Genomic DNA, 26,566 nt, shown 5'->3' with positions numbered 1-26,566 from the left:
ACGCAATGGCCACTGGCACACATATCAAGACATTTTACGAAGGCAGTTGGCACGAGGGTGACATCTCTGTCATCAAGGCCGCGGACCACGGTGCATGGCTGGGCACGACCGTATTCGACGGGGCGCGGCTGTTCGACGGTCTCAGCCCCGATTTGGAGGCGCATTGCGCGCGGATCAACCGGTCGGCCAAGGCGCTGATGATCACCCCCACGGTCGAGACCGCCGATATGGTCGAGATGGTACGCGAGGGTCTGAAAAGCTACCCCAAAGACGCCGCCGTCTATATCCGCCCGATGTATTGGGCGCTGGCGGGCGACGAGCTGGGGATCGTGCCATTAAAGGACGCGACCGGTTTTGCCATCAGCCTTGAACAGATCCCTATGGCGGCACCCGATGCGGCCACGACGCTGACACGGACCCGTTTCCGGCGTCCCGTGCTCGAAGACAACGTCGTCAATGCCAAGGCGGGCTGCCTTTATCCCAACAACGCCCGCATGATGGTTGAAGCCCGCGCCAAGGGCTTTGGCAACGCGCTGGTCGCCGACGCCATGGGCAATGTCGCCGAATCGGCCTCTGCCAATGTGTTCATGGTCAAGGATGGCGAGGCGTTCACCCCGATCCCCAATGGCACGTTTCTGGCCGGTATCACCCGCGCGCGGCATATGTCGAACATGCGCGCCGACGGGATCAAGGTGCACGAGACCGTACTAGGCTTTGATGACTTCCATGCCGCGGACGAGGTCTTTTTGTCCGGCAACATGATGAAGGTCACGCCGGTCAAAGCGTTTGACGACACGCAGTACCAGATCGGCCCCATGACCCGCCGCGTGCGCGAGATGTATTGGGATTGGGCGGCCTCTGACCGTGGCTGACCCCGCCCCCCGCCGTTCAACAGGAGGATGCTATGCGTAAATTTATGGTTGTGCTGGATGACAGCCGCGAATGCCTGAACGCCATGCGATTTGCCGCGATGCGGGCGTCCAACTCTGGCGGCGGGGTGGTGGTGCTGTCGGTCATCCCGCCTGACGAATTCAATCACTGGATCGGTGTGGCCGAGGTCATGCGCGAAGAAGCCCGCGAAAGGATCGAGGTGCATTTCGAGGTCTTCGCCAAATGGATGCGCGACCGGCTGAACGTGGAGCCCGCGCTGGTCATTCGCGAAGGTGTGATCGTGGACGAGATCATCAACCAGCTGGCCGATGACCCCGAAGTCGGCGTGCTGGTGCTTGGCGCGGGCACCGACAAGAAATCTGGCCCCGGCCCCTTGGTGACCCAGCTTTCCCGCAACGCAGGCTCGCTGCCGGTGCCGATCACCATCGTTCCCGGTGACATGAGCAAAGAACGGCTCGAGATGATCACCTGAGGCGGCACCGCAGGCCGTCGCAAACTTAGAATCGTTCCAAACCTTGACTTGCGCGCGCTCAGGTCGCATATCTGCATCAACCCTTTCAGGAGCATGTGATGTTTATTCAGACCGAATCCACGCCCAACCCCGCAACGTTGAAATTCCTGCCCGGTCAGACCGTGCTGGAGATGGGCACCGCCGATTTCCCCGCCCCCGAAGCCGCCAGCGCCTCGCCTTTGGCCACGCGTCTGTTCGCTGTCGAAGGCGTGACCGGCGTGTTCTTCGGCACCGATTTCGTGACCATCACCAAGGCTGACGGGATCGAATGGGACCACCTGAAACCCGCCCTGCTTGGCGCGATTATGGAGCATTTTCAATCCGGCCAGCCGGTGATGGAAACCGGCCATGACCACGCGTCGGGCCATGCGGAGCATACGGGCGAAGACGGTGCGATCGTCGGCCAGATCAAGGAATTGCTGGACAGCCGCGTGCGCCCTGCCGTGGCACAGGACGGCGGCGACATCACCTTCCACGGGTTCGAGCGCGGCGTTGTCTATCTGCACATGCAAGGGGCCTGCGCGGGCTGCCCATCGTCCACATTGACGTTGAAAATGGGCATCGAGAACCTGCTGCGCCACTACATCCCCGAAGTGACCGAGGTACGCCCGGTTGCCTAAGACGCCTCTTCTCCTGGCGTTTGATACATCGGCCGCACATTGTGCGGCCGCTTTGCTGTCGGGCGACCAGATCATCGCCAGCGTCGAGGAACCAATGAACAAGGGTCAGGGCGAACGGCTGCTTGGCCTATGTGCCGAAGTGCTGGCCAGCGCAGATGTGGCCTATAGCGATCTGACAGCGATTGGCGTCGGCATCGGGCCGGGGAACTTCACCGGGATCCGCATCGCGGTCTCGGCCGCGCGTGGGCTGGCGCTTGGCCTTGGGGTGCCTGCGATAGGTGTTTCGCATCTTCAGGCGCTGGCCTTCGGGCGTGATGGCGTTGTCATCAGCAGCATCGATGCGCGGCAGGACAAGCTGTTCGTGCAAGTGTTCGGCACGATGGATGACCGCGAACCTGTGATGTGTGGGCTGGATGATCTGCCTTCAGTGCCCTCGCGCGCTGATCCCGTCTGTGTGGGTCATCAGGCCGATATGATCGCAGCACTTTGTAACGGCACCGCCTTGCCCCCTCGTATGCCCGTGGCAGAGGCAACGGCACGCATTGCCGCCACGAAGTTTGGCACCCAGACCCCGCGCCCTGCCCCGCTGTATCTGCGCCCCGCCGATGCCGCCCCGGCCCGCGACACACCGCCCGCGATCTTTTCATGACGCCGCAGGATATGGCGCGGCTTCACGCCGCCGCTTTTGTGCAAGACCGTGCGTGGACGGCGCAAGAGATCGCCGATCTGCTGGCCTCCCCTTTTGTGACCCATCTGGCGGAGCCGCAGGGCTTTGCCCTGACCCGCCTCATCGCGGGAGAGGCAGAGCTGCTGACCCTCGCCGTTGATCCCGCAGCCCAACGTCAGGGTATTGGCCGCCGCTTGCTGCAACGCTGGATGGACGGGCTTGAAACGCAGGCCGACACCGCCTTTCTGGAGGTCGCCGCCGACAATACCGCTGCCATCGCGCTTTACACGTCCGCAGGGTTTCACCAGACGGCTACACGTCGCGGGTATTATCAGCGTAAAGATGCGCCATCCGTTGATGCATTGATCCTTTCGCGCCAGTTTACGCACGGTTAATAGGCAATATCATCCCCAAGCGCTTGAGAATCCGGTTGACCCTACCCATGGGCTACGCAGTATCGTACATCTGATCGACGGAACCGGGCGCAAGCGCGGAACTGCGACCGGGCAAAGGCTTCGCGCTTGCGCCCCAACACAATAAACCGGGAGACACTCCATGACCCTTATGACCAAATTCCTCGGCGCTGCTGCGGCCACGGCTCTTAGTGCCGGTGCGGCTCTGGCCGAACCCGCCCTGATCTTCGACCTTGGCGGAAAATTCGACAAATCCTTCAACGAAGCCGCCTTTGCTGGCGCGCAACGCTGGGCCGAAGAGACCGGTGAAAGCTTCCGCGAGATCGAACTGCAGTCCGAAGCACAGCGTGAACAGGCGCTGCGCCGTTTCGCTGAAGCGGGCTCCAACCCTATCGTGATGACCGGCTTTGCCTTTGGTGATGCGCTTGGTCAGGTTGCAGGCGATTACCCTGATACCGATTTTGTCATCATCGACATGGTTGTCGACGCGCCCAACGTCCGTTCCGTTGTCTTTAACGAACACGAAGGGTCCTATCTGGTCGGCATGATGGCGGCGATGGCCTCTAAATCCAACACTGTCGGCTTTATCGGCGGCATGGACATCCCCCTGATCCGTAAGTTCGCCTGCGGCTACGCCCAAGGCGTTCTGGCCGTGAACCCCGACGCGACCGTGATCTCGAACATGACAGGTTCGACCCCTGCCGCATGGAACGACCCCGTAAAAGGGTCCGAACTGACAAAAGCGCAGATCAGCCAGGGTGCTGATGTTGTCTATGCAGCCGCGGGCGGCACAGGCGTTGGCGTTCTGCAAACCGCAGCGGACGAAGACATCCTGTCGATCGGCGTGGACAGCAACCAGAACCACCTGCACCCGGGCAAAGTCCTGACCTCGATGATCAAACGCGTGGACAATGCTGTGTTTGACGCGATGTCCGATGGCCCCGGCATGGAAAAAGGCTTTAACGTCATGGGCGTTGGCAACGAAGGCGTGGGCGTCGCGATTGACGAACACAACAAGGCACTGGTTACCGCTGAAATGCAGGCCGCTGTGGATGAAGCAGCAGCCAAGATCGCAGACGGGTCGCTTGAGGTACATGACTACATGTCCGACGACAGCTGCCCGAGCCTGAGCTTCTAAGCGTGAGCACTGCAACACATACGGAGCGGCAGGAAACTGCCGCTCCGGCGATCGAGCTGAAAGGCATCTCCAAGGCCTTTGGTCCGGTACAGGCCAATAAAGACATCTCTATCCGCGTCATGCCCGGCACGATCCATGGGATCATCGGGGAAAACGGCGCGGGCAAATCGACGCTGATGTCGATCCTTTACGGATTCTACAAAGCCGACAAAGGCGACATCTTTATCGCCGGTAAAAAGACCGACATCCCTGACAGCCAGGCCGCGATTGCCGCAGGCATCGGGATGGTGTTCCAGCACTTCAAACTGGTTGAAAATTTCACGGTCCTGGAAAACATCATTCTGGGTGCCGAAGACGGGCGGCTGTTGAAACCGTCGCTGGCCAAGGCGCGCAAATCGCTGATGAAGCTGGCCGATGACTACGGCCTGAAGGTGGACCCCGACGCGCTAGTGCAAGACATCGGCGTCGGCATGCAGCAACGGGTGGAAATCCTCAAGGCGCTGTATCGTCAGGCCGATATCCTCATTCTGGATGAGCCCACGGGCGTGCTGACCCCAGCCGAGGCCGACCAGCTGTTCCGCATCCTCGGGCGTCTGCGCTCCGAAGGGAAGACGATCATCCTGATCACCCACAAGCTGCGCGAGATCATGGAGACGACGGACACGGTATCGGTCATGCGCCGCGGCGAGATGACCGCCACCGTCAAGACCGCCGAAACCTCGCCCGCCGAACTGGCGGAGCTGATGGTCGGCCGCAAGGTACTGCTGCGTGTCGACAAGAAACCCGCGGCCCCCGGTCCGGTCATTCTGGATGTCGAAGGGCTGCGCGTCGTTGATGACAAGGGCGTCGAGCGTCTGCGCGGCATCGATCTGCAAGTCCGCGCGGGCGAAATCCTTGGCGTTGCGGGGGTGGCCGGCAATGGCCAGTCCGAACTGCTTGAGGTTCTGGGCGGATACCAGACCGGCAAGGGCAGCGTGCGCGTCAATGGCACGGCACTGGACCTGACCGGCAACAAATCCGACGGCCAATCCCGCCGCAACCACGGCATCGCCCATGTCCCCGAAGACCGCCAGCGCGAAGGTCTGATCATGGACTATCAGGCGTGGGAAAACACCGCCTTCGGCTATCACAAAGACCCTGCCTACCGCAGCGGCATGTTGATGGATAACGCCGCGATCAAGGCCGACACCGTTGAAAAGATGGAACGTTTCGACGTGCGTCCGCCAAACCCCAAACTGGCGGCCAAGAACTTTTCCGGCGGGAACCAGCAAAAGATCGTTCTGGCGCGCGAGATCGAACGCAACCCCGACCTGCTGCTGATCGGACAGCCGACCCGTGGCGTGGATATCGGCGCGATCGAATTCATCCACGAACAGATCGTCGCCCTGCGCGATCAGGGCAAGGCGATCCTGCTGGTCTCGGTCGAGCTGGAAGAGATTCTCGCACTCAGCGACCGGGTGGCTGTCATGTTCGACGGTCAGGTCATGGGCATCCGCGACGCCAGCCAGACCGATGAAAAGGAACTGGGCTTGCTGATGGCGGGCATCACCGATACCGATGCGCCCCATTCCATCGAAGAGATCGAAGACAATCTGGCCCATGCGGGCGGCGATCCGCATAAGGAAGTGTAACATGGACGTAATGCCAAAATGGGCCGAGGTCGTCCTCGTGCCTTTGATTTCGCTATTGCTGGCAGCGATCCTGTCGGCGCTGGTCATTCTGGGCATCGGGGAAGACCCTGTTGCGGCCGTCAAACTGATGGTGTCCGGCGCATTGGGCAGCACCTATGGCTGGGGCTATACGCTGTATTACGCCACGAACTTCATGTTCACCGGCCTTTGCGTTGCCATCGCCTTTCACGCGCGGCTGTTCAATATCGGTGGCGAAGGCCAGGCGATGCTGGGCGGTTTGGGCGTGGCGCTGGCCTGTCTGTATATCCCGTGGCCCCATTGGTCGCTGGCCCTGATCGGTGCGGCGGCAATGGCTGCCGTGTTCGGCGCCGCCTGGGCCGCGATCCCCGCGTTCCTGCAAGCCAAACGGGGCAGCCATATCGTGATCACCACGATCATGTTCAACTTTATCGCAGCGGCGGTGCTGAACTATATTCTGGTTAATATGCTGCGCCCCCAAGGCAGCATGGACCCCGCAACGGCACGCTTTCCTGACGCGACCAAACTACCGACGCTGCATGATATCCTTGCCCCGCTGGGGATCGAGTTTTCCAAGGCAGCGCCCGCCAATATCTCGCTTCTGGTGGCGGTTGCGGCCTGTATCTTCCTGTGGGTGCTGATCTGGCGCACGCGGCTGGGGTATGAGATCCGCGCCTATGGCCATTCGGAATCGGCCGCGAAATACGCCGGTATCTCTCCGGTCAAGATCACGATGATCGCGATGATCATCTCGGGTGGTTTGGCGGGCATGATGGCGATCAACAACGTCATGGGCGAAGCCGAACGGCTGGTGCTGAACGCGACCGAAGGCGCGGGCTTTATCGGGATCGCTGTGGCGCTAATGGGCCGCAGCCATCCTTTGGGCGTCTTCCTTGCCGCGATCCTGTTCGGGTTCCTCTATCAGGGTGGTGCTGAACTGGCGCTCTGGACCTCGATCCCGCGCGAGCTGATCGTCGTCATTCAGGCGCTGGTGATCCTCTTTACCGGAGCGCTGGATAACATGGTGCGTATGCCGCTCGAGAAAATCTTTCTGGCGCTGCGCGCCGCACGGGCCCCCAAGCTCGAACGCAAACCGGTGGAGCCTGCTGAATAATGGATTATATCACGCTCATCCAACTGTTCGACAGCACCGTGCGCCTTGCCACACCGCTGCTACTGGCCTGCCTTGCCGGTCTGTTTTCCGAACGCGCCGGTATTTTCGACATCGGCCTTGATGGCAAGATGCTGGCGGCGGCGTTCTTTTCGGCGGCCGTGGCGTCGCTGACGGGGAACGTCTGGCTGGGGCTGCTGGCCGGCATCGCCGCGTCGATGGCGCTGAGCCTGCTACACGGGCTTGCCTCCATCACCTTCCGCGGCAACCAGCTGATTTCCGGCGTCGCGATCAACTTTCTTGCCGCCGGTCTGACAGTGCTGATCGCGCAGGACTGGTTCCAGCAAGGTGGTCGCACGCCGTCGCTGATCGGCGGGGCGCGGTTCAATCCGATCACCCTGCCCTTTGCCGATGACATCGCCCAGACCCCGATCATCGGCCCGCTCTATGCCGAGCTGATCTCGGGCCATTCGATCCTTGTCTACCTCGCCTTCCTCGCGGTCCCTGCGACATGGTGGCTGCTGTATCGGACACGCTTTGGCCTGCGTCTGCGCGCTGTGGGCGAAAACCCCGCGGCGGTGGATACCGCAGGGGTTTCCGTTATCGGGCTGCGCTATGCCGCGGTGCTGATCTGTGGCGTGCTTTGCGGTATTGCCGGTGCCTACCTCAGCACGGCGCTGCAGGCCGGGTTCATCAAGGATATGTCCGCAGGCCGTGGCTATATCGCGCTGGCGGCGCTGATCTTTGCCAAGTGGCGCCCGTGGTACGCGCTGTGGGCCACGCTGCTGTTCGGCCTGTTCGGCGCGCTGGAAACCCGCCCCGACGTGATCGAGGCATTGGTGAACTTCAAGGTTCAGGGTCAATTGCTGGCCGCCCTGCCCTATGTGATGACCGTGATCATCCTCGCGGGCTTTGTCGGCAAGGCGATCCCGCCCCGTGCCGGCGGCGAGCCCTACGTCAAAGAGCGCTAACGCTCCCCGCGCCGTCGCAAATTGCGGCGGCGCAGCATCCACGATTGATTTCAACCTTTGGATCGGTCTAACTGCTTCTATGCAAATTTACCTGCCCATTGCCGAGCTGTCGGTCAACGCGTTCCTCCTTTTGGGGTTGGGCGGTATCGTGGGCGTTCTATCCGGCATGTTCGGCGTCGGGGGCGGATTTCTGATCACACCGCTGCTGTTCTTCATCGGCATCCCCCCTGCGGTCGCTGTGGCCACAGGCGCGAACCAGATCGTTGCCTCCTCCTTTTCGGCGCTGCTGGTGCATCTAAAACGCAAGACGGTGGATCTGCGCATGGGCAGCGTGCTGCTGGCGGGCGGGCTGGTCGGGGCCGCGGCGGGCGTCACCATCTTCAACTACCTCAAATCGCTTGGTCAGGTCGATCTGCTGGTCAACCTGTGCTATGTCGTCTTCCTTGGCATCATCGGAGGGCTGATGCTGATTGAATCGCTGAATGCGATGTACAAGACCCGCAGCGGCAAACGCCCCCCGCGCAAGAAACACACGTGGATCCAGAAGCTGCCGTTCAAGATGCGCTTTCGGGTCACGGGGCTTTATATCTCGGTCATCCCACCGCTGCTGGTCGGGGCTTTTGTCGGGCTTTTGGCCGCGATCATGGGCGTGGGCGGCGGCTTTATCATGGTACCGGCGATGATCTATCTGCTGGGGATGCCCACCAAGGTGGTTGTCGGGACCTCGCTGTTCCAGATCATCTTTGTGGCTGCGTTTACCACGATGCTACACGCCACCACCAACTATACCGTCGACATCGTACTGGCCGTGCTACTGCTGATCGGCGGGGTGATCGGCGCGCAGTTCGGGACCAGCCTTGGCACCAAGCTCAAGGCGGAACAGCTGCGGATCCTGCTTGCACTGCTGGTGCTGGTCGTCTGCGGCAAGCTGGCGCTGGAACTGTTGCTGCAACCGGCAGAGCTTTATTCCGTCGGGTTCACGTCATGATCCGTCTGCGTGCCCTTTTGGTGGCGGCGCTAGCCTGCCTGTCTTTCTCCGCCACCGCGGATGAGGCGATCGTGCTGGGCCTGAACCAAAGCGAAGTCTCTATCTCCACCAATTTCAACGGGTCCGAGATCATTATCTTTGGGGCCGTGAAACGCGAGACCTCGATCCCCGAAGGCCCCGAGCTTGAGGTCGTGGTGACCGTATCCGGCCCGTCGGCCCCGGTCACGGTGCGGCGCAAGGAAAAGACCTTTGGCATCTGGGTGAACACCGCCGCCGTAGAGGTCGACCGCGCCCCCAGCTTCTATGCCGTCGCCACCAGTGGCCCCTTGCAGGACGTGCTGAACCGCACCGAGGACCTGCGCTATAAAATCTCTGTCCCGCGGGCGATCCGGTCGGTCGGTGCGCCGATGAATATCGAGGATTCCGCCGCCTTCTCGGACGCGCTGGTGCGCATCCGCAGCAAGGCGAACCAGTATCAACTGGACGAGGAAGGCGTGACCGTGGACGAACAGACCCTGTTCCGCGCGACGGTGCAACTGCCCGCCTCCTTGATCGAAGGCGATTACAACACCCGCATTTTCCTGACCCGCGGCGGGTCCGTCGTGGCGCAATACGGGACGTTGATCGACGTGCGCAAGGTCGGGCTGGAACGCTGGCTTTTCAACCTGTCGCGGGAAAATGCGCTGGTCTACGGTCTGCTATCGCTGGCCATCGCTATCGCGGCGGGCTGGGGGGCCTCTAGCCTTTTTGCGGCGCTGCGCCGCTAGGCGGGATCATCCGTCTGTGTCTCAAGGCTCAGCGGGGCGGCAGGGGCCGCGCGCAAATCATCCACCCGCAGCATTCCGGACGGTTTCGACAGGCGGTTGCGCACGACCCAGATCAGCCGCTCTTGCGCACGGGTGATCGCCACATAGGCCAGCCGCTTCCACAGCGGTTGCCCCGCCTCTGACCGGCCCATCCGCGCCGCTGCATAAAGGTCGGGCGCAAAGACCTGCACCGTGTCCCACTGGCTGCCCTGCGCCTTATGGATCGTCACCGCCGCCCCATGCAAAAACGTCGCCCCCATGCGCGCGGCAAAGGGGATAAAGGGTTCTTCCTCGTCCGGTTTTTCGATCTTCACGATCGACGCGGCAGAGATTTGCGGGTCTTCCGCGCCCATCACATGCAGGCGGCTAAAGCCCGGTTTGCGCCCTGCCCCCAGATAAACGACCTGCGCGCCCTTGATCAGGCCGCGCGCTTCAAGGTCGAGCCGTTTCTTGCGGTGTTTCAACGGCAGCTCGATCCCGTCGCAGATCAGCGGCTCCCCCTCCAGCAGCGCGTCTTCGGGCGCGCCATAGACCGACCGGAATGCGTTGATCAGCCGGATGCGCGTGGCATTGCGCCAGACCAGCACAGGCGACCGCGCCATCAAGTCCACTTCTACCCGCTGGCCCCAGACGACACGGTCGTCCTTCTTTGACGCGTCTTCGACCATACGCTCGAACTGTTCAAAACTCAGGTCAGGGTAGGCAAGCGCATGGGCCAGATCAAGGATCGGGTTGTCGGCCTGCTGCCGGTGAATTCGGCTAAGGTTCAGCACCCGTTCCTTGGGCAGCTTTTCAAACACCATCGTGCCCGACTGCCCCACCGGGGCCAACTGCGCCGGATCGCCAAACAGCAGCAACGTCGGGAAAATCTCTTTCAGATCCTCGAACTGCTTGTCATCCAGCATCGAACTTTCATCGACAAACCCGATATCCAGCGGTTCTTCGCGACGCTTCCATCCGGTGATGAAATCGCTGCCGCGCAGACCCGCAGCGGCCAAGGCACCGGGAATGGATTTGTTGTTCTCGTAGAACGCAAAGGCGCGGTCCAGCGAGACTTCGTTCATCCCCTCGATCACCGGGCGTTCACCGCTGCCCGCCAGCCATTCCGCGATGCGTTCGTATTCGGGGTCATAGACAGGCGTATAGAGGATGCGGTGGATCGTCGTCGCGGGCACGCCACGCAGCCGCAGGACCGATGCCGCCTTGTTGGTGGGGGCCAGAATGGCAAGGGTGCGCTTGTCTTTCTTCTTGCGCTCGTAGTCGCCCGAAACGATGTCGACGCCGGCATTTTCCAGCGCCTTGTACAATTCTGCCAGCAGCAGTGTTTTGCCCGACCCCGCCTTGCCGGTCACCGCCAGCACTTGGTCCGCCCCACCCGCAGGGGGCATCAGCAGATTGTCATCCAGATCGATGCCCGCATGGCGCAACATCTCGGTCACGCTGTCAAAGGCAGCCGCCTGATCGGCGGAATAGGTAAGGGCAGGTACTGTCATGGCGCGACCCTAATTCAGCGCGGCACCGGGGGCCAGATGGCATCGCCGCTATTCGCGCAATCAGCCCGTGCCAAACCGCCGCGTGATGCCAAATACGACAACACCCGCGCACCGATGGATTGGTGCGCGGGTGTCTGGTCAGCCGGTTGTCAGCACCCCCTGAACGGAGGCCAACGACTTATTTTTTCGCGTCCAGCGCGTCTTCGAGCGTGCGCAGGCCGGTCTTGGGCGATTGCACCAGTACCGACATGTTGCCCGGCTTATGCTCGTTCGCCATCATCTTCATGTGCGCGTCGGGCAGATCGGCCCAGGTGAACACTTCGGACATACACGGATCAAGACGGCGCTCCACCATCAGTTTGTTGGCGGCGGACGCCTGCTTGAGGTGGGCAAAGTGGCTGCCCTGCAAACGCTTCTGGTGCATCCACATATAGCGCACGTCGAACGTCAGGTTGAAACCCGAAGTCCCCGCGCAGATTACGACCATGCCGCCCTTTTTGCAGACAAAGGTGGACACCGGGAACGTCGCCTCGCCGGGGTGCTCAAACACCATGTCGACGTTCACGCCCTTGCCTGTGATCTCCCAGATCGCGGCACCGAACTTGCGCGCCTCTTTGAACCAAGTCGCATATTCAGGCGTGTTCACGGTGGGCATCTGGCCCCAGCAGTTAAAGTCCTTGCGGTTCAGAACGCCCTTGGCCCCCAGATCCATGACAAAGTCACGCTTGGATTCGTCCGAGATCACACCAATCGCATTCGCGCCAGCGGTGTTGATCAGCTGGATCGCATAGGACCCCAGACCGCCCGAGGCGCCCCAGACCAGCACGTTCTGGCCCGGTTTCAGGTCATGAGGCTCGTGGCCGAACAGCATCCGGTAGGCAGTGGCCAGCGTCAGCGTGTAGCAAGCGGCCTCTTCCCACGTCAGGTGCTTGGGGCGTGGCATCAGCTGCTGCGCCTGCACATTGGTAAACTGGGCAAAGGATCCGTCGGGGGTCTCATAGCCCCAGATACGCTGGCTGGGGGAATACATCGGATCGCCGCCGTTGCACTCTTCGTCGTCGCCGTCATCCTGGTTGCAATGGATCACGACTTCGTCGCCGACCTTCCAGCGTTTTACCTTGTCGCCAACCGCCCAGACGATGCCCGACGCGTCAGAGCCCGCAATGTGGAAGGGCTGCTTGTGGCCGTCGAAGGGGCTGATGGGTTTGCCCAAGGCAGCCCAGACACCGTTATAGTTCACACCCGCCGCCATCACGAGGACAAGCACCTCGTGACTGTCGAGGGTCGGCACGTCCACGACCTCTTCGAGCATCGCGGTATTGGGGTTCCCGTGGCGTTCCTTGCGGATGGTCCATGCGTACATCTGCTTTGGAACGTAGCCCATCGGCGGGATTTCCCCGATCTCGTAAAGGTCTTTTTCCGGTGCGTCGTATTGCGCGATATTCGTGTCCAAGGCCATGTCGGTCTCCACAGTCAGAATAGGTTTGTGCCGCAGTGCAGAATCGCGGCGTCTACTGGTGGAATATGATCCTTCACGCAACAATGCAACACCATTTGACCTGTAATTGTAATTTTATGACTTTGCAGTCGCAGCAATTTCGGCAGGAGTTTCGCTTGTGTGACCTATCTGTCAAAGAAATGGGCGATAGAGTTGGCGTAGAAGCGCAAGGCGGGGCGTTGCCCGTCGGCGGGGGCATAGCCACGATCCGACGCCGCGATCATCCCGCGCTGCACCAGATGATCGCGTGCTCTGGCGACATTGGCGGCGAAGTCCTGCGCCACAACCGCAGCCTCGTCAGAGACCCGCGCGGCCATGCCTTGCATTTCCTGTTCCAGCGCGACGCCATCCAGCGGCTTTTCCGCCAGCAACAGCACCCGCGCCAGCAAGGGCACGAACAACAGTGGCATCTCGTGTTCGATCCGCCCCATCAGATCTTGCGCCAGCCCGTCCACATTCGGCGCGTCGCCATAGTCGCGCAAATGTACCGGCGTGCCGAACACGACCACAGCCTCGCCGAAGCGCAGGAATTTGCCGCGCAGACGCAGCCAGATCTTGCGAACAATGAATTTCAAAATGACCGTGATTTGCGCATCGAACCGGCGGGTGCCTGCCTCGTCCGCAGCAATCAACACGCGGTCTTCCAGCACGCGGTCATAGTTGATCGCCACCGGTACAAAGACGACATCGCGGTCTTTCAATTCGGCCTCAAGCACATAGCCAAGCAGCCCCATCTTGGGCGGCATCAACTTGCCGTTCAGGCTCAGCCCGCCCTCGGGGAAGATCGCCTGGGTCACCCCGCCTTCGGTCGCCATCTGCACATAGCGGGCCAAGACCTTGCGATACAGCGCGCCGCGCGACTTGCGCCGGATGAAATACGCCCCCATCGACCGGATCAACCGGCTGAGCGGCCAGACACGCGCCCATTCCCCCACAGCATAGCTGAGCGCCGACGCCTCCCCCGCGAGGTAGGTCACCAGCACGTAGTCCATGTTGCTGCGGTGGTTCATCACAAAGATGACCGTGGCCTCTGACGGGATACCTTCGATCACCGCGTCGTTTTGCGATCCGGTGCGCACATCATACAGCGCATTCGCCAGAAACCGCGCCATCCGGATGCCAAAGCTGAAATAGGCAAAGGCGCTAAAACTCGGGACGATCTCGCGGGCATAGCGGCGCGCCTGTTCGGAGGCGACGTTTTCGGGGATGCCTTCGGCGCGCGCGTGATCCACAATCGCCTGACTGATCTGCGGGTCATAGATCAACCGCTGGATCATATCGTGCCGCCGCGCCAGCTTGAACGGTTCAATCGGGCGGGTCAGCCGCGTGTTCAGCTGCGCGACAGCTTTCTCCAGCCGTCTGCGAAAGAACCACCGGACCGAGGGCAACAGGAAATGGCTAAGCGCGGTCACAGCCGCGAACAGCAGGATCACCGCGAAAAGCCAGACGGGAAGTTCAATCGTTTGCGTCATCGCCCAACCCTTGCAGGACCCGCGCTGTCTGGGCAACATAAAACAGTCAACCACACATAGGGCACCCCTAGGCAAGGCACGCGCGACCGTAACGCAGCGGCTTTCGCCCATGCCGCAATGCAGCGAATTGACAGCGCCTGATTATTTCACGTATCAATCGACCAGCGCAAGAATATTACCCATTCGATTCACGAAAGGCCGCCCCATGTCGCAACCGCAAAAAGACCGCCCCTGGCTGATCCGCACCTACGCCGGACACTCCACCGCCGAGGCATCCAATGCGCTGTATCGCGCGAACCTTTTGAAAGGGCAGACCGGCCTGTCCGTCGCCTTCGACCTGCCCACCCAGACCGGATATGACAGCGATCACATCCTGTCGCGCGGCGAAGTCGGCAAAGTGGGCGTGCCCGTGGCGCATCTGGGTGATATGCGCAGCCTGTTCAAGGATATTCCGCTTGAGCAGATGAACACCTCGATGACGATCAACGCCACCGCGCCGTGGCTGCTGGCGCTGTATATTGCTGTGGCCGAGGAACAGGGCGCGGATGTGTCCAAGCTGCAAGGCACCGTGCAGAACGACCTGATCAAGGAATACCTTTCGCGTGGCACCTATATCTGCCCGCCTGCCCCGTCTCTCAAGATGATCGCGGATGTGGCCGAATATTGCTATACCAACGTGCCCAAGTGGAACCCGATGAACGTCTGTTCCTACCACCTGCAAGAGGCCGGTGCCACGCCCGAGCAAGAGCTGGCCTTTGCCCTTGCCACCGCCACCGCCGTATTGGACGCCCTGCGCCCCCGCGTCCCCGAAGAGGACTTCCCCATGCTGGTGGGCCGGATCTCTTTCTTTGTGAACGCGGGCATCCGCTTTGTCACCGAGATGTGCAAGATGCGCGCCTTTGGCGACCTTTGGGACGAAATCTGCCGCGACCGCTATGGCGTTGAAGACCCGAAATACCGCCGCTTCCGATATGGGGTGCAGGTGAACTCCCTCGGGCTGACCGAACAGCAGCCCGAAAATAACGTCTACCGCATCCTGATCGAGATGCTTGCGGTGACCCTGTCAAAGAACGCCCGCGCCCGCGCCGTGCAGCTGCCCGCGTGGAACGAAGCGCTTGGCCTGCCGCGCCCGTGGGACCAGCAATGGTCGATGCGGATGCAGCAGATCATGGCCTACGAGACCGACCTGCTGGAGTTTGACGACCTGTTCGATGGCAACCCCGCCGTGGACCGCAAGGTCGAAGCGCTGAAAGAGGGCGCACGGGCTGAACTGGCGAACCTTGACGATATGGGCGGCGCGATTTCGGCGATCGATTATATGAAGTCCCGTCTGGTCGAAAGCAACGCCGACCGTCTGGGCCGGATCGAGGCCGGCGAGACCATCGTCGTGGGCGTGAATAAATGGCAACAGGGCGAACCCTCGCCGCTGATGACGGGCGATGGCGGCATCATGGTCGTGGACCCGGCAGTCGAGGCCGACCAGATCAACCGTCTGAACGCATGGCGCGACAGCCGTGATCAGGCCGCCGTGGACAAGGCGCTGGCCGATCTGCGCGCCGCCGCCGCCGAAGGCCGCAATGTAATGGAGCCGTCGATCGCCGCCGCCAAGGCGGGGGTTACCACCGGCGAATGGGCCGAACAGATGCGCAGCGTGCACGGCGAATACCGTGGGCCAACAGGCGTTGCTTCGGGCCGGTCAAACAAGACCGAGGGGCTGGACGACCTGCGCGACGCCGTGGATGCCGTCAGCACCCGTCTGGGTCGACGGTTGAGTTTTCTTGTCGGGAAACCGGGGCTCGACGGGCATTCGAACGGGGCCGAACAAATCGCCGTGCGCGCCCGCGATTGCGGCATGGAAATTGCCTATGAGGGTATTCGCCTGACGCCGTCGGAAATTGTTTCCGCCGCCGCTGAAGGAGAACATCACGTTGTCGGGCTTTCGATTCTTTCGGGATCACATATTCCATTGGTCGAGGATTTAATGAAACAAATGCGCGCCGCCGGATTGGATCACATTCCTGTAATCGTGGGTGGTATTATTCCAGAAGAAGACGCCAAAAGATTGCGCGCTATGGGAGTCGCTCGTGTTTACACGCCAAAAGACTTTGAATTGAATACAATTATGGCAGACATCGTCACACTCGCCGATCCCGAAACTGTGGCCGCCGAATAAAAAGCGGCCAATTCAAAAACTCTTTGTTTGTTCATTCTTTTGGCGTAAAGCATTAATTGGCTTTTCGACAAAGGAATGAGCGAGAATGAGTATTGATCTAAGCACAATGTCCCACAAACAGCTGGAACAGCATTTGGAAGACGTGAAGATGGCGATTAAAAACGCATATGAACGCGACCGCGTAGAAGCCCGCAAAGCCGCTGAAAAAGCAGCCGCCGAATACGGGTTCTCGCTGGATGAAGTATCCGGCGGTGCGAAAAAGGGCAAAGCCGCGAAAGCTGCCGCGAAATACGCCAACCCCGAAGACCCCAGCCAGACATGGACCGGCAAGGGCCGCCAGCCCAACTGGTTCCGCGACCTGATCGCGAGCGGCACCGATCCGGAAACGTTGGAACTGTAAACCGGACTGACATGCGCACCGCGCGCGGTTATTGCGTCCCCTTGGCGCATCCTCTTGGCTTTGGAAATATAAAGAGCATCCTATGACAATCCATATTGGCGCGAAACCCGGCGATATTGCCGAAACAGTCCTTATGCCCGGCGACCCGTATCGCGCGAAATGGGCTGCTGAGACATTCCTTAAAGATGCAAAACTTGTAAATGAAGTACGTGGCATGCTGGGTTTCACCGGCACATGGAATGGCAACCGCGTCACTATTCAAGGCTCTGGCATGGGGATGCCCTCGCTGTCGATTTATGCCAATGAATTGATTTCCGAATACAACGCGCAAACCCTTATTCGGATTGGATCTTGTGGCGGGATGCAGCCGCAGGTTGGTATTCGCGATGTCATTATTGCCATGACCGCCACGACAATTACCTCGCCTTCTTCCGGTATCTTCCGCGAGATGAATTACGCCCCCTGCGCCGATTGGTCCCTGCTGCGTGCTGCCGTGGACGCGGCAGAGGCGAAAGGCACGAAAACCCATGTCGGCGGGATCTATTCTTCGGATGTCTTTTATGCCGAACGCCCCGATCTGGACGAGCAGATGACCCGCCACGGTATTCTGGGCGTCGAGATGGAAGCGGCAGAGCTTTATACCCTCGCCGCGCGTCACAAACGCCGTGCGCTGGCGGTGCTGACAGTCAGCGACCACCTGCAAACCGGCGAAGCGCTGCCCGCGGAAGAGCGCGAGAAATCCTTTGGCGATATGGTAGAAATCGCGCTAAAGGCGGCTTTCCCCAATAACTGATGCGCGATGATCCCCCGTCGGACGCTCCGCGGGGGATTTATATCCATTTGGAAGGTTTGGCCGGGCGCTATCCCCGATCCCTTAGCCCCCGTGGCTGCGGTCGTAGCCATTGGGGGACGGGCTTTGCCACCCCTCAAGCGCGCCTTTGGCGGGGGCGAACACCTCTACCAGCAGCGGATAGCAGGCGGCAACGTCCGAGGAATGTTTGGCAGAGCAATCCCCCCCCGGACAGGCGCTGAGCGCGCCGAGCAGGTCGATCTCGGCGAAAAACTCAAGGTAGTCGCCGGGGCGCACGGGGCTGGCCTTCATAAAATACTGGCCGGTGTCGCGGGTAAAGCCTGTGCACATAAAGACGTTCAGCACGTCATGCACGAAAGGCTCTGCCTCGGCGTAGGACATGCCCTGATGATCCGCCAAGGCCCGGATCAGGTTGGAGTGGCAGCAATGGTGGTATTGCCCGCCCGACAACAGTTGGTTGGTATAGGGATCACAGCGCGTGCCGATCACATCATGCACCGAGCCGCCGAAGGCATCCATGCCGTACCAGTCGAGCGTATCATGGGTCAGCGTCGCCATAGGGCGCAGCGTGGGAAAACTGCTCCACATGCGCTGTCCGGTGGTGATATGCGTGCCATGCAGCGCGCGGGTTTTGCCAGAGTAGAACCGTTCGGACAGATCGTTTTGCGCCCAGAGGTTCAGATCACCGACCTGTGGCCCCTCGACCGAGGTAATCCGAAAGAAATGCCCCGCAGGCACGGTAAAGCAGCTTGCCTCCCGGGGGGCGACGGTGACCTCGTCCACTTTGGTCAGCGCTTCGCGCGCGCGTCCGTAAAGCGCCATGTCAGGCACGGGCAGCGTTTCAACGGGATAGCAGATCACGGGCGCAACAGCGCGGCGGGCGTCGGCATCATGGGGCGGTGTCATAGCGGAAACTCCTGACGGTTGGGTCCGATCCTGAGGCCATCGCGCACGGCGTCAGAGAGGCCGGCCGCCGACATTTGCCTTGCAGTCGCGGGGGGCCGATTGGGTGGCGGTATAGGCCTCTGCTCCGCAGGCGACACAGTGGTAGAACTGCAGGCTGCCTTTGTCGCGGGTACTGTCCTTGCGCCAGCGGCATCCACGCACCGCTTTATCACGGTAGGCAACATAGGCGACGATCGCAAAAGCGATGGCAAAGGCAATCAGGATCATAGGGGGCACATGTCACGCCCCCCGCGCCATAGGGCCGCGGGAGGCGCAGGTTGCGATGGGATCAAACGGTGCGTTCGACCATCATCTTCTTGATATTGGCGATGGCTGCGGCAGGGTTCAGGCCCTTGGGGCAGGTCTTGGCGCAGTTCATGATGGTGTGGCAGCGGTACAGTTTGAACGGGTCTTCCAGATCGTCCAGACGTTCACCTGTGGCTTCATCGCGGCTGTCGATGATCCAGCGGTAGGCATGCAGCAACGCGGCTGGCCCGAGGTAGCGGTCGCCGTTCCACCAGTAGCTGGGGCAGGATGTCGAGCAGCAGGCGCACATGATGCACTCATAAAGCCCGTCAAGCTTGGCACGGTCGTCGATCGACTGTTTCCATTCTTTCGCGGGCTCTGCCGTCTTGGTTTCAAGCCACGGCTGGATGGAGGCGTGCTGCGCGTAGAAATGCGTGAGGTCGGGGATCAGATCCTTGACCACGGGCATATGTGGCAACGGATAGATCTTCACCGCGCCTTTCACCTCGTCCACGCCATAGGTACAGGCCAGCGTGTTGATCCCGTCGATGTTCATCGCGCAGGATCCGCAGATGCCTTCGCGGCAGGACCGGCGGAAGGTCAGGGTCGGGTCGATCTCGTTCTTGATCTTGATCAGCGCGTCCAGAATCATCGGGCCGCAGGTGTCCATATCGACGAAATACGTGTCGATGGCCGGGTTCTTGCCGTCATCCGGATTCCAGCGATAGACCTGAAACTGCCGCAGGTTCTTGGCACCTTCGGGTTTGGGCCATGTTTTTCCGGTCGTCATCCGGGAGTTCTTGGGGAGCGTGAGTTGAACCATATCGCTTCTCCTGGTCTGTCGGGCAGTTGCCCAGTTCGTTACAATTCTGGCGCTTACGTCTTTCGGATGTAAAGCGCATTTCCCTCGGCGCGCAGGGTTTGACGGTACCCGGCGGCCAGTATCTCTGCACAAAGGTCGCCGTCCCACTGATCCGCATGGCGGACCTCTATCAAGATCGCATCCGGCAGCCAGCCGCCGGATTTGCCCTGCGCGAGGATGGGGTTCAGCACGACCTCCTCGGCCCCTTCGACATCGATCTTGAGGATCGTGCCGTCATGGTGCCGTGCGGCGTGTGTAAAGGCGGACAGGGGCCGTGTGGGCACCAGCACGCCGCCGTTTTGTTGCTTGCCCTCGATCGGGAGCAGCGATGCCTGACCGTAATTGTGCCCGCGGAAGTTCAGCATCGCCTCGCCCTCGCGGTCGGAAAGCGCGCAGCCTTCGATACGCACGCGGTCGGTCAGATTGTTCAGCGCGATGTTCATGCCAAGCCGGCCAATCATCAGCGGGTTGGGTTCGAACGCCACAACGCGCGACCCGTCGCCCGCGGCCATCGCCAGCGGGATCGAATAGGCCCCGCAGTTGGCACCGATGTCAAAGACCAGCATGTTGCGGTCTTCCACCAGTTCGACCAAAGCCACGAGCGATTTGATCTCGGGCGGGTATTCGTTCAGCCAAAGGCAGGTTTCGGTGTAGTTATCGCGCGGGTCCACCACCATGCGGATGTCAGCGAACTCCACCTCTGTGGGGCCAAGCTGCGCCTTGATGCGGGTGCGTTCGCTGGTGTCCCCGTCACGGAATTGCGCGCGCAGATCGGCCATATGGCCTGCATCCTTGCCCTGCGTATCCGGCGTGACGTTCGGGTGACCCATTAGCCCAGCAACCCCGGGACGCTGCCAGCGGAACGCGACAGGCATTGCACGGTTTCGGGGCGCGACAGTACGGCGCGCACGGTGGCGACGGTGGTGTCATCCACGCCGATCACGGCGGATTTGGCGAAAACGCGCACCTGAGCCGCATCGGCATTGTCGACGATACAATCGGTGAAGGGCGTGATCAGCTGTTTGGGCACCTGCGGAAAGCGCGTGGCAAGGGTTTCGGTGATGACCCCCTTGGTGCCTTCGCGGGCGATGCTGTCGACCTGCTGCGTTGCTTGCGCACAAGCGGACGCGGCCAAAATCATGGTCATAGCGATAAACTGTTTCATGTCGCCTGCCCTCCGCCTGCAGGACGAGGGCATGGCCCCCGGTTTGGACCCCTGCCCCCAAAAGCGGAGGCAGGGTTTCAGATCAATACACCCGTGCTTTGGGTGCGATCTTTTTCATGTCGATCCCGCCTTCGGATTCCTCGGTCAGCGGATCAAGGTGCACACCACGGTAGCTGAGCGTTGCCGCGTTCCCGTCGAAATACGCGAGGCTGTGCTTGCGCCAGTTCTCGTCATCGCGATCAGGGTAATCTTCGTGGGCATGCGCCCCGCGGCTTTCCTTGCGGGCGGCAGCGGCGGTGATGGTGGCCACGGCGTTCGGCATCAGGTTGGTCAGCTCAAGCGTTTCCATCAGGTCAGAGTTCCAGACCAGCGATGTGTCAGTCACGTGCAGGTCAGCGATCTTGCCAGCGACCTCGTCCATCTTGACCTTGCCTTCGTTCAGCGTCTTGTCGGTACGGAAAACCGCAGCATCGGCCTGCATTGTTTTCTGCATCTCAAGGCGCAGCTCGGCGGTCGGGATCTGGCCCTTGGCATAGCGCAGGCTGTCGAAGCGTTCAAAGGCGGCATCGACCGATTTCTGGTTCGGCGTCGGTACGGGTGCCTCTGCGTCGACGACCTCTTTCGCGCGGATCGCGGCGGCACGGCCAAAGACCACAAGATCGATCAGAGAGTTCGAACCCAAGCGGTTCGCCCCGTGTACCGAGGCACAGCCCGCTTCGCCCACGGCCATCAGGCCCGGTGCCACGCGGTCCGGCGCGTCTTCGGTCGGTGCCAGTACTTCGCCCCAATAGTTGGTGGGGATACCGCCCATGTTGTAGTGTACGGTCGGCAGAACCGGGATCGGTTCCTTGGTCAGGTCCACCCCTGCAAAGATGCGCGCGGATTCAGAGATACCGGGCAGACGCAGATCAAGCGTTTCCTTGGGCAGGTGGTTCAGGTGCAGGTGGATGTGGTCTTTGTTCTCGCCCACGCCGCGGCCTTCGCGGATTTCCATCGTCATACAGCGCGAAACAACGTCACGGCTGGCAAGGTCTTTGTAGGTGGGGGCATACCGCTCCATAAAGCGTTCGCCTTCGGAGTTGGTCAGATACCCGCCTTCGCCACGCGCGCCTTCGGTGATCAGACAGCCCGCGCCATAGATGCCGGTGGGGTGGAATTGCACGAATTCCATATCCTGCAAAGGCAGGCCCGCACGCGCCGCCATACCGCCGCCGTCGCCGGTGCAGGTATGCGCCGATGTCGCCGAGAAATAGGCACGGCCATAGCCACCTGTCGCCAGAACAACCATCTTGGCGCTGAACAGGTGCATGGTGCCGTCGTCCAGCTTCCAGCACAGCACGCCTTGGCAGACGCCATCATCCGACATGATCAGATCAATGGCGAAATACTCGATGTAGAATTCCGCGTTATGCTTCAGCGACTGACCATAAAGCGTGTGCAGGATCGCGTGGCCGGTCCGGTCGGCGGCGGCGCAGGTCCGCTGCACGGGGGGGCCTTCGCCGAATTCCGTGGTGTGGCCGCCGAAGGGACGCTGGTAGATCTTGCCCGCTTCGGTCCGCGAGAAAGGCACACCGTAGTGTTCAAGCTCGTACACCGCTTTTGGGGCTTCGCGTGCGAGGTATTCCATCGCATCGGTGTCACCCAGCCAGTCAGAGCCCTTGACCGTGTCATACATATGCCACTGCCAGTTATCGGGGCCCATGTTGGACAGCGACGCCGCGATACCGCCCTGCGCCGCAACCGTGTGCGAACGGGTCGGGAAAACTTTGGTCACGCAGGCTGTTTTCAGCCCTTGCTCTGCCATGCCAAGTGTCGCACGCAGGCCAGCGCCGCCAGCCCCCACGACAACGACATCATATTCATGCGTTTCATATTCATATGCAGCCATGTCTCGGTCTCCGGTATAGCGTAGGCGTGTGTTAAAGCGCGATGCGGGCGATGGCGAAAACGCCAACCGCGGCCGCACCATAGCTGAGGCAGGTCATCAGGATGATCGCAACTTTCTGCGACAGCCCGTGGACGTAATCCTCGATCAGCACTTGGACACCGTCGTTGAAATGTTTGAAGCCAACGATCAGCGTCAGGGCGGCGACGATCGCGGGGAAAGGCCTGCTGTAGTAGGCGATGATCTCTTCGTAGGTGCCCCCAAGGGCGGACCCGAAGGTAAAGACGAAAAGCGGGATCAGGATCAGCAGCGCAACAGAGCTGACTTTCATCGCCCAGAAATGTGCGGTGCCCGATTTGGCCGAGCCCATGCCCATAGCGCGTTTGCGGTCTGTCAAATAAGCCATGTGTCTATCCCTCAGATGATCAGCGCGGTGATGATGGTCAATACGACAGAGCCGATCAGCGCGGCCCACCCCAGCTTTTCAGCCGTCGGGATATCCAGCGCATAGCCGTTGTCCCAGATCAGATGCCGGATACCGGCCAGCGTGTGATACCACAGCCCCAACAGCGACAGGAACATGACCAGATCGCCGAACCAGCTGGTGATGAAACCGTTCGCGATATCAAAATACTCCGCCGACGTTGCCGCCGCGAGGAACCACCAGACAATCAGCAGCGCGGCGACCAGCATCGCGTTGCCGGTGATCCGCGTCAGGATCGACGTCATGGAGGTCAGTTGCGGGCGATAGATCGTCAGGTGGGGTGACAGCGGGCGGTTGCCCCGGTTCACATCTGCCATGATGGATTCCTTTTCTCGTCAGGTTGCGGTCATAGATAACGGTATTTTTGGAACTGTCACGTCCAGAGGCGTGAATTTGAAGCGGTTTATTGGCGCAGTTGCCCAAACCCTTCGGTTAGCGCCGGACATTTCCGCAATTTGTGATCACTAATTTTCAAGCTGTGATCACAAGAGCCAAAGCCAACCAAATTCATCGGGCTTTTCGGCGACCGTTTGGGCGAAAACTCAGCCCCAAGTGTTCGTTTGCGCGCCGCATGATGCGCATGTCTTCAAACTGCGACGCGGCAGATTTGGCTACCTGCGGAGACTGATCTGAGCGGGGGGAGCAAGCGGCTTTGGCTTCATCCCGCGGGATCGTCCAATAGCAAGTGCAGGTGCAGCGGGCGGGGTTTACCGTGACCTCGATCACGTCCGCCCGCTGCACCTTAGGGGTATTACTTCAGCGATTCATCGATGCCTTTGCACGCATCGACCAAGCCTTTAACGGCGTTCACAGAGTTGTCGAACATGGACTGTTCGTCCTTGTTCATCGCAATCTCGACCACACGTTCGACGCCACCAGCACCGATCACGGTGGGCACGCCGACATAGAAGCCGTCCAGACCATAGGCACCGTCAACATAGGCGGCGCATGGCAGAACGCGTTTTTGGTCTTTCAGATAGGCTTCGGCCATTTCGATTGCCGATGTCGCAGGCGCGTAGAACGCCGAACCGGTTTTCAGCAGGCCAACGATTTCGGCACCGCCATCACGGGTCCGCTGAACGATCGCGTCCAGCTTATCCTGTGTGGTCCAGCCCATTTTCACCAGATCAGGAAGTGGGATACCCGCAACGGTGGAATAGCGCGTCAGGGGCACCATTGTATCGCCGTGGCCGCCCAGAACGAAGGCAGTGACGTCTTTCATGGAGACGTTGAATTCAGTCGCGAGGAAGTGACGGAAGCGTGCCGAATCAAGCACACCGGCCATACCGCAAACCTTATGGTGGGGCAGACCGGAGAATTCGCGCAGCGCCCAAACCATCGCGTCCAGCGGGTTGGTGATGCAGATAACGAATGCGTCTGGTGCGTGGGCAGCAATGCCTTCGCCAACCGATTTCATGACCTTCAGGTTGATTCCCAGCAGGTCATCACGGCTCATACCGGGCTTACGCGCAACACCGGCAGTCACGATGCATACGTCTGCGCCAGCGATTTCAGAGTAGTCGTTCGCGCCGGTCATGGTCGCGTCGAATTTGGCGGATGGGCCCGATTCTGCGATATCGAGGGCCTTACCCTGCGGGATACCTTCGGCGATGTCGAACAGGACAACGTCGCCCAGTTCCTTGATTGCTGCGAGATGGGCAAGTGTGCCCCCGATTTGCCCTGCGCCGATAAGCGCGATCTTGGGTCTGGCCATGTGGTATACTCCGACAGGGTTACATTTCGCTTCGGGATACCGAAATGAAGCGCACCGTGCAAGTTGCGCTTGGTCCGGCATCACGTCACATCGCACAGAGCCATAAAAAACGGGACCGTTCCTTTCGAAACGATCCCGTCTTTGTCAGCTTTTCAGCAAGCTATTGCCGAATTTGACTTAGCTTTACGCTTAGCCTTGGTATTCGGGCTGTGCTTCCAGCGCTTCTTCGCTGCTGTCGATGTAGATGCGGAAGTCGTCGCCTTCAGCGTTCTTCATGATCTGCAGTTCGTCCCAAGTGACGGCTACTGGCTTTTCGCCAATGCCCAGGAAACCACCGACGTTGATCACAACTTGGCCAACTTCGCCGTTGTCACCCATAACGAGGGCACCGATTTCACCGACGGTCTCGTCGTTGGCACCGTAAACATAGGACCCTTCAAGGTCTTCTGCTGTCAGCGCGGCAACTTCATCAGCTGTGGCGTTTGCATAGCCTTCACGCTCAACCGCTGGGGCTGTCAGCATGGGGCGTTCCATGTCTTGCTCAAGTTCGTTTGCCCCTTCGGCCATTTCAGTGGTTGCTTCATCTACGGCCTGCTCTGTTTCAGCGGCTGCTTCTTCGGCTTCCATTTCAGCTTCGTTTGCCAGTGCTTCGGCATCCGCTTCCATTTCGGTCTCTGTGTCGACCTCAGCTTCGGCGTTCATGTCGGTCGCTGCCATGTCTGTGTCAGCGTTCATGTCGGCGTTGGCGTCCATGTTTGCTTCGGTTTCCACGTCGGCGTTGGCGTCCATGTTTGCTTCGGTTTCCATGTCAGCTTCGTCGTCCATACGCTCGAACGCTGGGGCTTTTTCAAGCATCTCTTTGCTTGTGTTCACCACGAGGAAACGGTCGTCGCTGTCACCTTCTTCGGTCACGATGCGAATCTCGTCCATGTTCACGCTTACGTCACGCTCACCCATGCCGAGGAAGCCGCCAATGCCGAGGATTACGGCCTTAACGTTGCCTTCGGAATCCAGCAGGACGTCGTTGATCTCGCCGATGTCGTCCCATTCCTTTTCGCCGTCAGCGGCGATGGTGGAGTTTGCTTCAACTTCTGTCTCGGAATTGTAGATACGCATGCCGATCAGGTCGGACGCGAAGAAGTCAGTTTCTTGCGCTGTCACGGTACCAAAACCAGCCGCATGTGCATCTGCAAATGCGGGACCAGTCAAGCTCAGGATGATTGCGGTTGTGCCAAGAATACGTTTCATTGTTGATACTCCTTTAGAAGTTCCGGGTGATAATCACTCGGTTGTGATATCAACGATGATGTGGCGATTGCGTTCCGGCGATCCGCATCTTTTTTCGCCGCTTTTATAATCTATGACATATCAAATGGGGCCCGCCTCCTTAGTTTGTTGATCCTGCGGCGGGTGCGAAATTTTCGCGGAAATCTTGTGGCATCCGTCACAACCTGCGGTTCGCGTTCCCGCCGCGACATCCTGCGTCAGCGCCACCACCGCCGCCGCGGCAGTTGCCAGCCCGATCAGGTTAAACAGTTTTACCATTCTACACCTCTTACACTTACACACGCACCAAGACGCCTTTCCTTCTGGCAGCAAAACCTGAAGGCCGCGTTAATGCCGCAAATTATCTGACGCTGCGCTGCGGCGTGT

The 26,566-nt window shown here is 60.3% G+C and carries 28 protein-coding genes; 14 read left to right on the top strand and 14 right to left on the bottom strand.

What is annotated here, in order from left to right:
* Positions 1 to 5: 5 nt before the first annotated feature.
* From ACNQ62_RS15395 to ACNQ62_RS15345, 11 genes are all read left to right on the top strand, one after another.
* Positions 6 to 872 (top strand): branched-chain amino acid aminotransferase, encoded by an 867-nt coding sequence (locus ACNQ62_RS15395; protein ID WP_418095210.1) that lies wholly within the window; start codon positions 6 to 8, stop codon positions 870 to 872.
* Between the two features lie 32 nt (positions 873 to 904).
* Positions 905 to 1,363, top strand: a complete 459-nt coding sequence (locus tag ACNQ62_RS15390) for a universal stress protein (RefSeq protein WP_005851562.1) — start codon at positions 905 to 907, stop codon at positions 1,361 to 1,363.
* Between the two features lie 98 nt (positions 1,364 to 1,461).
* Positions 1,462 to 2,022 carry a NifU family protein gene (locus tag ACNQ62_RS15385; protein ID WP_005851560.1) on the top strand — a complete coding sequence of 187 codons (561 nt, stop codon included), beginning with the start codon at positions 1,462 to 1,464 and terminating at the stop codon, positions 2,020 to 2,022.
* Entirely contained in the window at positions 2,015 to 2,671 is a 657-nt protein-coding gene (gene tsaB / locus ACNQ62_RS15380; RefSeq protein WP_418095209.1) for a tRNA (adenosine(37)-N6)-threonylcarbamoyltransferase complex dimerization subunit type 1 TsaB, read from the top strand. Before ACNQ62_RS15385 ends, tsaB begins: the two co-directional genes overlap by 8 nt.
* A gap of 11 nt (positions 2,672 to 2,682) precedes the next feature.
* Positions 2,683 to 3,084, top strand: a complete 402-nt coding sequence (locus ACNQ62_RS15375) for a GNAT family N-acetyltransferase (protein WP_418095208.1) — start codon at positions 2,683 to 2,685, stop codon at positions 3,082 to 3,084.
* Between the two features lie 160 nt (positions 3,085 to 3,244).
* Positions 3,245 to 4,240, top strand: coding sequence for a BMP family lipoprotein (locus tag ACNQ62_RS15370; protein WP_418095207.1), 996 nt, complete (start codon positions 3,245 to 3,247; stop codon positions 4,238 to 4,240).
* 2 nt (positions 4,241 to 4,242) lie between these two features.
* Positions 4,243 to 5,871: an ABC transporter ATP-binding protein gene (locus ACNQ62_RS15365; protein WP_037965002.1), complete on the top strand. Its 1,629-nt coding sequence runs from the start codon at positions 4,243 to 4,245 to the stop codon at positions 5,869 to 5,871.
* Between the two features lies 1 nt (position 5,872).
* Positions 5,873 to 7,003 (top strand): ABC transporter permease, encoded by a 1,131-nt coding sequence (locus tag ACNQ62_RS15360; RefSeq protein WP_418095206.1) that lies wholly within the window; start codon positions 5,873 to 5,875, stop codon positions 7,001 to 7,003.
* A complete protein-coding gene (locus ACNQ62_RS15355; RefSeq protein WP_005851549.1) occupies positions 7,003 to 7,971 on the top strand; it encodes an ABC transporter permease in 969 nt (322 codons plus the stop codon). The genes ACNQ62_RS15360 and ACNQ62_RS15355 overlap by 1 nt, the downstream gene beginning before the upstream one ends.
* A 79-nt stretch (positions 7,972 to 8,050) precedes the next feature.
* The gene (locus ACNQ62_RS15350) at positions 8,051 to 8,959 is read left to right on the top strand and encodes a sulfite exporter TauE/SafE family protein (protein ID WP_005851548.1); all 909 of its coding nucleotides are present in this window, start codon (positions 8,051 to 8,053) and stop codon (positions 8,957 to 8,959) included.
* Positions 8,956 to 9,726 carry a TIGR02186 family protein gene (locus ACNQ62_RS15345; RefSeq protein ID WP_418095205.1) on the top strand — a complete coding sequence of 257 codons (771 nt, stop codon included), beginning with the start codon at positions 8,956 to 8,958 and terminating at the stop codon, positions 9,724 to 9,726. Before ACNQ62_RS15350 ends, ACNQ62_RS15345 begins: the two co-directional genes overlap by 4 nt.
* Here ACNQ62_RS15345 and ACNQ62_RS15340 read toward each other — a convergent pair.
* The 3 genes from ACNQ62_RS15340 to ACNQ62_RS15330 all read right to left on the bottom strand — a co-directional run bounded on the left by ACNQ62_RS15340 (position 9,723) and on the right by ACNQ62_RS15330 (position 14,228).
* Positions 9,723 to 11,258, bottom strand: a complete 1,536-nt coding sequence (locus tag ACNQ62_RS15340) for an ATP-dependent DNA helicase (protein ID WP_418095204.1) — start codon at positions 11,256 to 11,258, stop codon at positions 9,723 to 9,725. The genes ACNQ62_RS15345 and ACNQ62_RS15340 overlap by 4 nt on opposite strands.
* A 178-nt stretch (positions 11,259 to 11,436) precedes the next feature.
* Positions 11,437 to 12,717: a crotonyl-CoA carboxylase/reductase gene (gene ccrA, locus ACNQ62_RS15335; RefSeq protein ID WP_418095203.1), complete on the bottom strand. Its 1,281-nt coding sequence runs from the start codon at positions 12,715 to 12,717 to the stop codon at positions 11,437 to 11,439.
* A 164-nt stretch (positions 12,718 to 12,881) separates the two neighbouring features.
* On the bottom strand, positions 12,882 to 14,228 hold the full coding sequence (locus tag ACNQ62_RS15330; RefSeq protein WP_418095202.1) for a 1-acyl-sn-glycerol-3-phosphate acyltransferase: 1,347 nt from the start codon (positions 14,226 to 14,228) through the stop codon (positions 12,882 to 12,884).
* Between the two features lie 181 nt (positions 14,229 to 14,409).
* Between ACNQ62_RS15330 and ACNQ62_RS15325 the strand changes: the two genes are divergently transcribed.
* The 3 genes from ACNQ62_RS15325 to deoD all read left to right on the top strand — a co-directional run bounded on the left by ACNQ62_RS15325 (position 14,410) and on the right by deoD (position 17,594).
* The gene (locus tag ACNQ62_RS15325) at positions 14,410 to 16,401 is read left to right on the top strand and encodes a methylmalonyl-CoA mutase family protein (RefSeq protein WP_386170688.1); all 1,992 of its coding nucleotides are present in this window, start codon (positions 14,410 to 14,412) and stop codon (positions 16,399 to 16,401) included.
* An 85-nt stretch (positions 16,402 to 16,486) separates the two neighbouring features.
* A complete protein-coding gene (locus ACNQ62_RS15320) occupies positions 16,487 to 16,801 on the top strand; it encodes an H-NS family nucleoid-associated regulatory protein (protein ID WP_005851537.1) in 315 nt (104 codons plus the stop codon).
* Between the two features lie 82 nt (positions 16,802 to 16,883).
* On the top strand, positions 16,884 to 17,594 hold the full coding sequence (gene deoD, locus ACNQ62_RS15315; protein WP_064216141.1) for a purine-nucleoside phosphorylase: 711 nt from the start codon (positions 16,884 to 16,886) through the stop codon (positions 17,592 to 17,594).
* Between the two features lie 81 nt (positions 17,595 to 17,675).
* Here the strand turns inward: deoD and ACNQ62_RS15310 are convergent, their stop codons facing one another.
* The 11 genes from ACNQ62_RS15310 to ACNQ62_RS15260 form a co-directional block, all read right to left on the bottom strand.
* Entirely contained in the window at positions 17,676 to 18,518 is an 843-nt protein-coding gene (locus tag ACNQ62_RS15310) for an urea carboxylase-associated family protein (RefSeq protein WP_418095201.1), read from the bottom strand.
* A gap of 51 nt (positions 18,519 to 18,569) precedes the next feature.
* Complete coding sequence (locus tag ACNQ62_RS15305) at positions 18,570 to 18,785, bottom strand: hypothetical protein (protein WP_009826053.1); 216 nt, start codon at positions 18,783 to 18,785, stop codon at positions 18,570 to 18,572.
* A gap of 61 nt (positions 18,786 to 18,846) precedes the next feature.
* Positions 18,847 to 19,626: a succinate dehydrogenase iron-sulfur subunit gene (locus tag ACNQ62_RS15300; RefSeq protein ID WP_005851531.1), complete on the bottom strand. Its 780-nt coding sequence runs from the start codon at positions 19,624 to 19,626 to the stop codon at positions 18,847 to 18,849.
* Between the two features lie 53 nt (positions 19,627 to 19,679).
* Positions 19,680 to 20,495, bottom strand: a complete 816-nt coding sequence (locus tag ACNQ62_RS15295; RefSeq protein ID WP_184583187.1) for an FkbM family methyltransferase — start codon at positions 20,493 to 20,495, stop codon at positions 19,680 to 19,682.
* The gene (locus ACNQ62_RS15290) at positions 20,495 to 20,830 is read right to left on the bottom strand and encodes a hypothetical protein (RefSeq protein ID WP_005851528.1); all 336 of its coding nucleotides are present in this window, start codon (positions 20,828 to 20,830) and stop codon (positions 20,495 to 20,497) included. Before ACNQ62_RS15290 ends, ACNQ62_RS15295 begins: the two co-directional genes overlap by 1 nt.
* Before the next feature lie 82 nt (positions 20,831 to 20,912).
* Positions 20,913 to 22,718, bottom strand: a complete 1,806-nt coding sequence (sdhA, locus tag ACNQ62_RS15285) for a succinate dehydrogenase flavoprotein subunit (RefSeq protein ID WP_005851527.1) — start codon at positions 22,716 to 22,718, stop codon at positions 20,913 to 20,915.
* A gap of 31 nt (positions 22,719 to 22,749) precedes the next feature.
* Positions 22,750 to 23,121, bottom strand: a complete 372-nt coding sequence (gene sdhD, locus ACNQ62_RS15280; protein WP_037964988.1) for a succinate dehydrogenase, hydrophobic membrane anchor protein — start codon at positions 23,119 to 23,121, stop codon at positions 22,750 to 22,752.
* A gap of 11 nt (positions 23,122 to 23,132) precedes the next feature.
* Entirely contained in the window at positions 23,133 to 23,516 is a 384-nt protein-coding gene (gene sdhC, locus ACNQ62_RS15275; protein ID WP_005851524.1) for a succinate dehydrogenase, cytochrome b556 subunit, read from the bottom strand.
* Positions 23,517 to 23,950: 434 nt separating this feature from the next.
* On the bottom strand, positions 23,951 to 24,913 hold the full coding sequence (gene mdh / locus ACNQ62_RS15270) for a malate dehydrogenase (protein WP_037943261.1): 963 nt from the start codon (positions 24,911 to 24,913) through the stop codon (positions 23,951 to 23,953).
* A gap of 189 nt (positions 24,914 to 25,102) precedes the next feature.
* Entirely contained in the window at positions 25,103 to 26,161 is a 1,059-nt protein-coding gene (locus tag ACNQ62_RS15265; RefSeq protein WP_418095200.1) for a PRC-barrel domain-containing protein, read from the bottom strand.
* A gap of 120 nt (positions 26,162 to 26,281) precedes the next feature.
* On the bottom strand, positions 26,282 to 26,458 hold the full coding sequence (locus tag ACNQ62_RS15260; protein ID WP_005851518.1) for a hypothetical protein: 177 nt from the start codon (positions 26,456 to 26,458) through the stop codon (positions 26,282 to 26,284).
* Positions 26,459 to 26,566: the final 108 nt, after the last annotated feature.

Origin of the sequence: Sulfitobacter sp. SBS6, from assembly GCF_048285585.1 — a bacterium.
Classification (GTDB): domain Bacteria; phylum Pseudomonadota; class Alphaproteobacteria; order Rhodobacterales; family Rhodobacteraceae; genus Sulfitobacter; species Sulfitobacter pontiacus.
This window is presented reverse-complemented; position numbering and strand designations above follow the sequence as displayed.

Excerpts from the sequence above, each read along its gene's own strand:
- ACNQ62_RS15300 (WP_005851531.1), bottom strand. The coding sequence starts at position 19,626 with ATGGTTCAACTCACGCTCCCCAAGAACTCCCGGATGACGACCGGAAAA.
- ACNQ62_RS15305 (WP_009826053.1), bottom strand. The coding sequence starts at position 18,785 with ATGATCCTGATTGCCTTTGCCATCGCTTTTGCGATCGTCGCCTATGTT.
- sdhD (WP_037964988.1), bottom strand. The coding sequence starts at position 23,121 with ATGGCTTATTTGACAGACCGCAAACGCGCTATGGGCATGGGCTCGGCC.
- ACNQ62_RS15290 (WP_005851528.1), bottom strand. The coding sequence starts at position 20,830 with ATGAAACAGTTTATCGCTATGACCATGATTTTGGCCGCGTCCGCTTGT.
- ACNQ62_RS15310 (WP_418095201.1), bottom strand. The coding sequence starts at position 18,518 with ATGACACCGCCCCATGATGCCGACGCCCGCCGCGCTGTTGCGCCCGTG.
- ACNQ62_RS15320 (WP_005851537.1), top strand. The coding sequence starts at position 16,487 with ATGAGTATTGATCTAAGCACAATGTCCCACAAACAGCTGGAACAGCAT.
- ACNQ62_RS15360 (WP_418095206.1), top strand. The coding sequence starts at position 5,873 with ATGGACGTAATGCCAAAATGGGCCGAGGTCGTCCTCGTGCCTTTGATT.
- ACNQ62_RS15390 (WP_005851562.1), top strand. The coding sequence starts at position 905 with ATGCGTAAATTTATGGTTGTGCTGGATGACAGCCGCGAATGCCTGAAC.
- mdh (WP_037943261.1), bottom strand. The coding sequence starts at position 24,913 with ATGGCCAGACCCAAGATCGCGCTTATCGGCGCAGGGCAAATCGGGGGC.
- ACNQ62_RS15345 (WP_418095205.1), top strand. The coding sequence starts at position 8,956 with ATGATCCGTCTGCGTGCCCTTTTGGTGGCGGCGCTAGCCTGCCTGTCT.
- ACNQ62_RS15260 (WP_005851518.1), bottom strand. The coding sequence starts at position 26,458 with ATGGTAAAACTGTTTAACCTGATCGGGCTGGCAACTGCCGCGGCGGCG.
- ACNQ62_RS15355 (WP_005851549.1), top strand. The coding sequence starts at position 7,003 with ATGGATTATATCACGCTCATCCAACTGTTCGACAGCACCGTGCGCCTT.
- sdhC (WP_005851524.1), bottom strand. The coding sequence starts at position 23,516 with ATGGCAGATGTGAACCGGGGCAACCGCCCGCTGTCACCCCACCTGACG.
- ACNQ62_RS15295 (WP_184583187.1), bottom strand. The coding sequence starts at position 20,495 with ATGGGTCACCCGAACGTCACGCCGGATACGCAGGGCAAGGATGCAGGC.
- ACNQ62_RS15265 (WP_418095200.1), bottom strand. The coding sequence starts at position 26,161 with ATGAAACGTATTCTTGGCACAACCGCAATCATCCTGAGCTTGACTGGT.
- ACNQ62_RS15330 (WP_418095202.1), bottom strand. The coding sequence starts at position 14,228 with ATGACGCAAACGATTGAACTTCCCGTCTGGCTTTTCGCGGTGATCCTG.
- ACNQ62_RS15395 (WP_418095210.1), top strand. The coding sequence starts at position 6 with ATGGCCACTGGCACACATATCAAGACATTTTACGAAGGCAGTTGGCAC.
- ACNQ62_RS15385 (WP_005851560.1), top strand. The coding sequence starts at position 1,462 with ATGTTTATTCAGACCGAATCCACGCCCAACCCCGCAACGTTGAAATTC.
- sdhA (WP_005851527.1), bottom strand. The coding sequence starts at position 22,718 with ATGGCTGCATATGAATATGAAACGCATGAATATGATGTCGTTGTCGTG.
- ACNQ62_RS15350 (WP_005851548.1), top strand. The coding sequence starts at position 8,051 with ATGCAAATTTACCTGCCCATTGCCGAGCTGTCGGTCAACGCGTTCCTC.
- ACNQ62_RS15370 (WP_418095207.1), top strand. The coding sequence starts at position 3,245 with ATGACCCTTATGACCAAATTCCTCGGCGCTGCTGCGGCCACGGCTCTT.
- deoD (WP_064216141.1), top strand. The coding sequence starts at position 16,884 with ATGACAATCCATATTGGCGCGAAACCCGGCGATATTGCCGAAACAGTC.
- ccrA (WP_418095203.1), bottom strand. The coding sequence starts at position 12,717 with ATGGCCTTGGACACGAATATCGCGCAATACGACGCACCGGAAAAAGAC.
- ACNQ62_RS15340 (WP_418095204.1), bottom strand. The coding sequence starts at position 11,258 with ATGACAGTACCTGCCCTTACCTATTCCGCCGATCAGGCGGCTGCCTTT.
- ACNQ62_RS15375 (WP_418095208.1), top strand. The coding sequence starts at position 2,683 with ATGGCGCGGCTTCACGCCGCCGCTTTTGTGCAAGACCGTGCGTGGACG.